The organism is Methylibium sp. T29 (assembly GCF_000576205.1).
GTDB classification, from domain to species: Bacteria; Pseudomonadota; Gammaproteobacteria; order Burkholderiales; family Burkholderiaceae_C; genus Methylibium; species Methylibium petroleiphilum.
Genome location: NZ_AZND01000242.1, coordinates 1 through 4,890, shown reverse-complemented (window position 1 = coordinate 4,890; position 4,890 = coordinate 1). Strand labels below are relative to the sequence as shown.

Annotated in this window: 5 protein-coding genes; 1 reads left to right on the top strand and 4 read right to left on the bottom strand. The window is 73.4% G+C overall.

The window, feature by feature from the left end; genetic code table 11:
- From x551_RS18510 to x551_RS18500, 3 genes are all read right to left on the bottom strand, one after another.
- On the bottom strand, nt 1-362 hold a 362-nt coding region (locus tag x551_RS18510), incomplete at its 3' end, for an MBL fold metallo-hydrolase (protein WP_036250068.1).
- 137 nt (nt 363-499) lie between these two features.
- Complete coding sequence (locus x551_RS18505; protein ID WP_036235314.1) at nt 500-1,180, bottom strand: response regulator transcription factor; 681 nt, start codon at nt 1,178-1,180, stop codon at nt 500-502.
- Nucleotides 1,177-2,409, bottom strand: coding sequence for a PAS domain-containing sensor histidine kinase (locus x551_RS18500; protein ID WP_081771403.1), 1,233 nt, complete (start codon nt 2,407-2,409; stop codon nt 1,177-1,179). The genes x551_RS18505 and x551_RS18500 overlap by 4 nt, the downstream gene beginning before the upstream one ends.
- A 155-nt stretch (nt 2,410-2,564) precedes the next feature.
- On the opposite strand from x551_RS18500, the gene x551_RS23710 reads away from it, so the two are divergent.
- On the top strand, nt 2,565-4,115 hold the full coding sequence (locus tag x551_RS23710; protein WP_051512157.1) for a diguanylate cyclase: 1,551 nt from the start codon (nt 2,565-2,567) through the stop codon (nt 4,113-4,115).
- Here x551_RS23710 and x551_RS18490 read toward each other — a convergent pair.
- On the bottom strand, nt 4,102-4,812 hold the full coding sequence (locus tag x551_RS18490; RefSeq protein ID WP_011831070.1) for a hypothetical protein: 711 nt from the start codon (nt 4,810-4,812) through the stop codon (nt 4,102-4,104). The genes x551_RS23710 and x551_RS18490 overlap by 14 nt on opposite strands.
- Nucleotides 4,813-4,890: the final 78 nt, after the last annotated feature.

The window sequence follows — 4,890 nt, the reverse complement described above, 5'->3', positions numbered from 1 at the left end:
GCCGGCGCATGCCGCGACCAGCCGCCGCGGTTGGCGCGGCGTGCGTCCTCCTCCTGCAGGTGGGCGCTGTCGAGCAGCAGCACCTCGGCGAGGTCGCGCGTGGCGGCGGAGGCATACACCGGGCCCTTGAATCCCTGCTTCACCAGCACCGGCAGCCAGCCGCAGTGGTCGAGGTGGGCGTGGCTCAGCACGACCGCGTCGATCTGCGCCGGCGGCACCGCCAGCGGCGCCCAGTTGCGCTCGCGCAGCGTCTTGTAGCCCTGGAACAGGCCGCAGTCGAGCAGCACGCGCGCGCCGCCCATCTCGACCAGGTGCTTCGAGCCGGTGACGGTGTCGGCGGCGCCGAGGAAGGTGAGCTTCATGCGCGTCGGTGGCCCGCGGGCCAGTGCATCGGACACGCCGCACTCTGGCACAGCCGGCGCGCAACGGCGCCGCGACTCGCCGGCGGCTGACCTGGATCAAGCTCACGTTCCGCCACCGGCCGCCCGGCCGCGCGCCGTCAGACCTGCATCAGCTCCTGCCGCACCGCGTACAACGCCAGCTCCACGTCGTTGCGCACCCCGGTCTTCTCGAGGATGCGGGCGCGGTAGGTGCTCACCGTGTTGGACGACAGCACCAGCTGCTCGGCGATCTCGCCGACGCTCTTGCCGGCCGCGAGCAGGCCGAACACCTGGTACTCGCGGTGCGACAGGCGCTCGTGCAGCGGGGCCTCGTCGTCGCCGACGCCGCCCTTCCTGCTGCCGATGCCGGCCCCCACCGCGCCCGCCAGCTGCTCGGCGACGCTGGGGGTGATGAAGAGCTTGCCCTGCGCCACCCTGCGGATGGCGTCGATCATCTGCTCGCTGTCGGCGCTCTTGTTCAGGTAGCCGGCCGCGCCGAGCTTGAGGCTGCGCACCGCGTACTGCCGGTCGGGATAGGTGCTGAGCATCAGCACCGGCAACCTCGGGAACTCGGCCTTCAGCGACTTCAGCACGTCGAGTCCGTCGCGCTGCGGCATCGCGATGTCGAGCAGCACCACGTCGGGCGGCGTGCCGGCGGCGGCGCCGGCGCGCACCAGGGCCATCGCGTCGGGGCCGTTGCCGGCTTCGCCGGCCAGCGCGATGTCCCCGGCGTCGGCCAGGATCTGCTTGATGCCCTGGCGCACGATCACGTGGTCGTCGCAGATGACGACGCGGATCATGGCCGCTCCTCCGGCGCGAGCGGCATCACCAACCGCACCAGCGTGCCCTGGCCGGGCGCGCTGTCGATCGTGAGACGCCCGCCGAAGTGCGCCGCGCGCTCGCGCATGCCCATCACGCCGTAGCTGCGCGGGTCGTTCAGCGCCTCGGCGGTGGTGCCGACGCCATCGTCGCGCACATCGAGGTAGAGCACCGGCTCGGGCGGCGCATCGACCACGATGCGGATGCCGACGCGACGCGCCTTCGCATGCCGCGCGATGTTCGACAGCAGCTCCTGGAAGATGCGGAACACCGCGATCGCCGACCCGCCCTCGGGCGGCGCGACGCCGGCGGCCACGTGCACCTGGATGTCGGCCTCCAGCTCGGCGCTCTCCAGCCACTCCTGGGCCTGCCACTCCAGCGCGGCCCACAGGCCCTGGTGATCGAGGATGCTGGGCCGCAGGTCGGTGATGATGCGGCCGACCTTGTCGACCGCGGTGTCGATCAGCGCGCCCATGCCCTCGCACTTGGCGGCCAGCGGCAGGCGGTCGGCGACGCGCTTCTCGAGCCAGTTGACGTCCATCTTCAGCGCCACCAGCAGCGAGCCGAGTTCGTCGTGGATCTCGCGGGCGATGCGGGTGCGCTCCTCTTCGCGCACCGTCTCCAGGTAGGCCGAGAGCCGGCGCCGCTGCGCGAGCGCGTCGCTGAGCGCGCGGGTGCGCTCGGCGACGCGCTGCTCCAGCCGGTCGTTGGTGCGTTCGAGCTCGCGCTTGGCGCGCACCAGCTGTTCCTCGGCCTGCTTGCGCGCGGTGATGTCGACGAAGGTGACCACCGCACCCACCACCGCGCCGGCCTCGACGATGGGGTAGGACGAGTACTCGGCCTGAAAGGAGCTGCCGTCGGCGCGCCACAGCACCTCGTGGTCGATGCGGCACGGCAACCCGCGGCGGAAGGCGTTGAAGATCGGACAGTCCGCCTCGGCGTAATGCGCACCGTTGCCGTGCGAGTGGTGGATCAGCGCATGCATGTTGCGGCCGAGCACCTCTTCGGTGCGGTAGCCCAGGCCCTGGGCGGCGGCGCGGTTCATGAAAGTGCAGCAGCCGTCGATGTCGATGCCGAAGATGCCGTCCCCGGTCGATTCGAGCAGCAGCGTGAGACGGTCCTGCCACGGCGTGCCGTCGTGGCGCGGCACGGCCCGAGGCGCCGCCGAGGCGGGCGGCAGGGCGGCAGGGTCGGGCGAACAGACGTGCATGCTCGACTTGGCGCAAGCCGTGTGCCACCGATCGGTTCGCGCGGCAAGGGTTTGCCCGGGCGCCGGCCCGGTGTTGCACGAGCTTGCCGACAGGCGCCACGTCGCGGGCTATCCTCGATCGTCGTGATGCTCCCGCCGCCAGGCCGTCCGTCGAGATGCCCGCTGTTCCCGCTGCCCGTGCCGAGAACGACGCCGATCGCGTGGCGCACCTGCGCCGCTTCGAGATCCTCGACAGCCTGCCCGAGGGGGCCTACGACGACATCGTGGCGCTGGCCTCGCAGCTCTGCGGCGCGCCGATCGCGCTGATCTCGCTGGTCGACGCCGAACGCCAGTGGTTCAAGGCCCGCGTCGGCCTCGAGGCCCAGGAGACCCCGCGCGACCTGGCCTTCTGCGACCACGCGCTGCTGCGGCCGGACGCGGTGTTCACGATCCCCGACGCCCATGCCGACCCGCGCTTCGCCGACAACCCGCTGGTCACCGGGCCGCCGCACATCCGCTTCTACGCCGGTGCACCGATCCTCGTGGAGGGCGGGCTGCCGATGGGCACGGTGTGCGTCATCGACACGCAGCCGCGCCTGCTGGCGCCGGCCCAGGCCGCGGCGCTGCAGGCCCTGGCACGCCAGACCGCGGCGCTGCTGGCGCTGCGTGCGCACACGCGCCTGGCGCAGCAGCAGGCGGCCGAACTGGCGAAGACCTCGGCCGAGGCGCAGCGCGAGCGGCAGCGCAGCGCGGAGTTGCTGGACCTGGTGCTGCGCGGCGGCAACCTCGGTCTCTGGGACATCCACGTGCCCTCCAACGTCTGGACCGCGAACGCGCGCGAACTCGAGATGCTGGGGCATGCCGCCGACGGGGCCGGGCCGAGCACCACCGACTGGCGCACGCTGATCCATCCCGACGACTGGCCGCAGGTGCGGGCCGCGCTGCAGGCCCACCTGGGCGGCGCGGCGCCGGCCTTCCAGTGCGAGCACCGCATGCGGCATCGCGCGGGCCACTGGATCTGGGTGCAGAGCCATGCGGTGGTGGTCGACCGCAGCGCGGACGGGCAGCCGCTGCGCGTGGTCGGCACGCACCGCGACGTGACGCGCCGCAAGGAGGCCGAGGCCGAGATCGAGCTGGCGCATGCGCGGCTGCAGCAGCTGTCGACGACCGATGCGCTGACCGGGGTGGGCAACCGGCGCCATTTCGACGACTGCCTGGCCCGCGAGTGGGCGCGCAGCGCGCGGACACACCAGCCGCTGGCGCTGCTGATGATCGACATCGACCACTTCAAGCTCTACAACGACCGCTACGGCCACCCTGCCGGCGACGACTGCCTGCGCCGCGTGGCCGAGCTCATCACCGCCTGCGCGCGGCGCGGCGGCGAGATCGTGGCGCGCTACGGCGGCGAGGAGTTCGCGGTGCTGCTGCCGGGCACGCCGATCGATGGCGCGCGAGCCGTCGCGCAGCGCTGCCTGCAGGCGCTGCGCGACGCCGCGATCGAGCACCTGGCATCGCCGACCGACGGCGTGGTGTCGCTGAGCATCGGCGTGGCCGTGCGGGTGGCGGGCAAGTCGATCGAGCCCAAGGCCCTCACCGACGCGGCAGACGCCGCGCTCTACGAGCCAAGCGCGGCGGCCGGGACCGGCTGGCCGTCGGTACCGCGGGCTGAGCGCGGCAGCGGCGCCGCGCGCGTCGGCGCAGCGTCCGATGGGATCAGGGCAGCGTGACGCGCATCTGCACCACGTAGCGCCGGTCGCGCGCGATCTCGGCGCTGGACAGCACCCCGCGTTCGCTGCGTCGCTCGCTGCCGCCGTCGCTGGCGACGGTGACCCACTCACCGAGCGGCAGCTGCACCGTGGTCAGCAGGCCGGCGCGGTCGATGCTGCCCTCGGGCTGGGGCTGGCCGCGGAAGTCGTAGCGCGAGGGCATGCCGCCGGAGGCCAGCGCGCTGGCCTCGGTGCGCACTTCCACCGTGACCGGCGAGCCGCCGCCGGGCCAACGGGGCCGCACCGCGACGCTGCGCCCGGTGTCGACGTAGCTGCTGCCGGCGATCGCGCCGGGGCCGCTGGGCGTCCACACCACCTCCAGCCAGGTCAGCGGCACGGACGCGCCCACGTTCAGCATCCCCTGACCGCCGTTGAGCACGAGCAGCCGGTGCTGCGCATCGCCCGATCGGTCGCCGCTGCGCGACTCGAGCGTCACGCCGGCGCGGCCGGACACCTGGCCGTTCGGCCCCACCGTCACCGCACCGTCGCGCAGGCCGCCGCCGCTGGCCGTGAAGCTGGACTCGTCGCCCTGGCGCACCTCGACCAGCAGGTTGCGCTGCGGCAGCGCAGAGGCCGGCGGCGCCGCGGCCACGCCACCGGGCAGCACCAGCGCGGCCAGGCCGAGCGCGCAGAGGAAGGAAGGCAGGGCGCGAGACATTCGCGGAGCTTAGTACGTGGCGGGTGGAGTGCGTCTTCGCGCCGGCTGGCGGCGCCGTGGCGCCGGGACGGCCGGCGG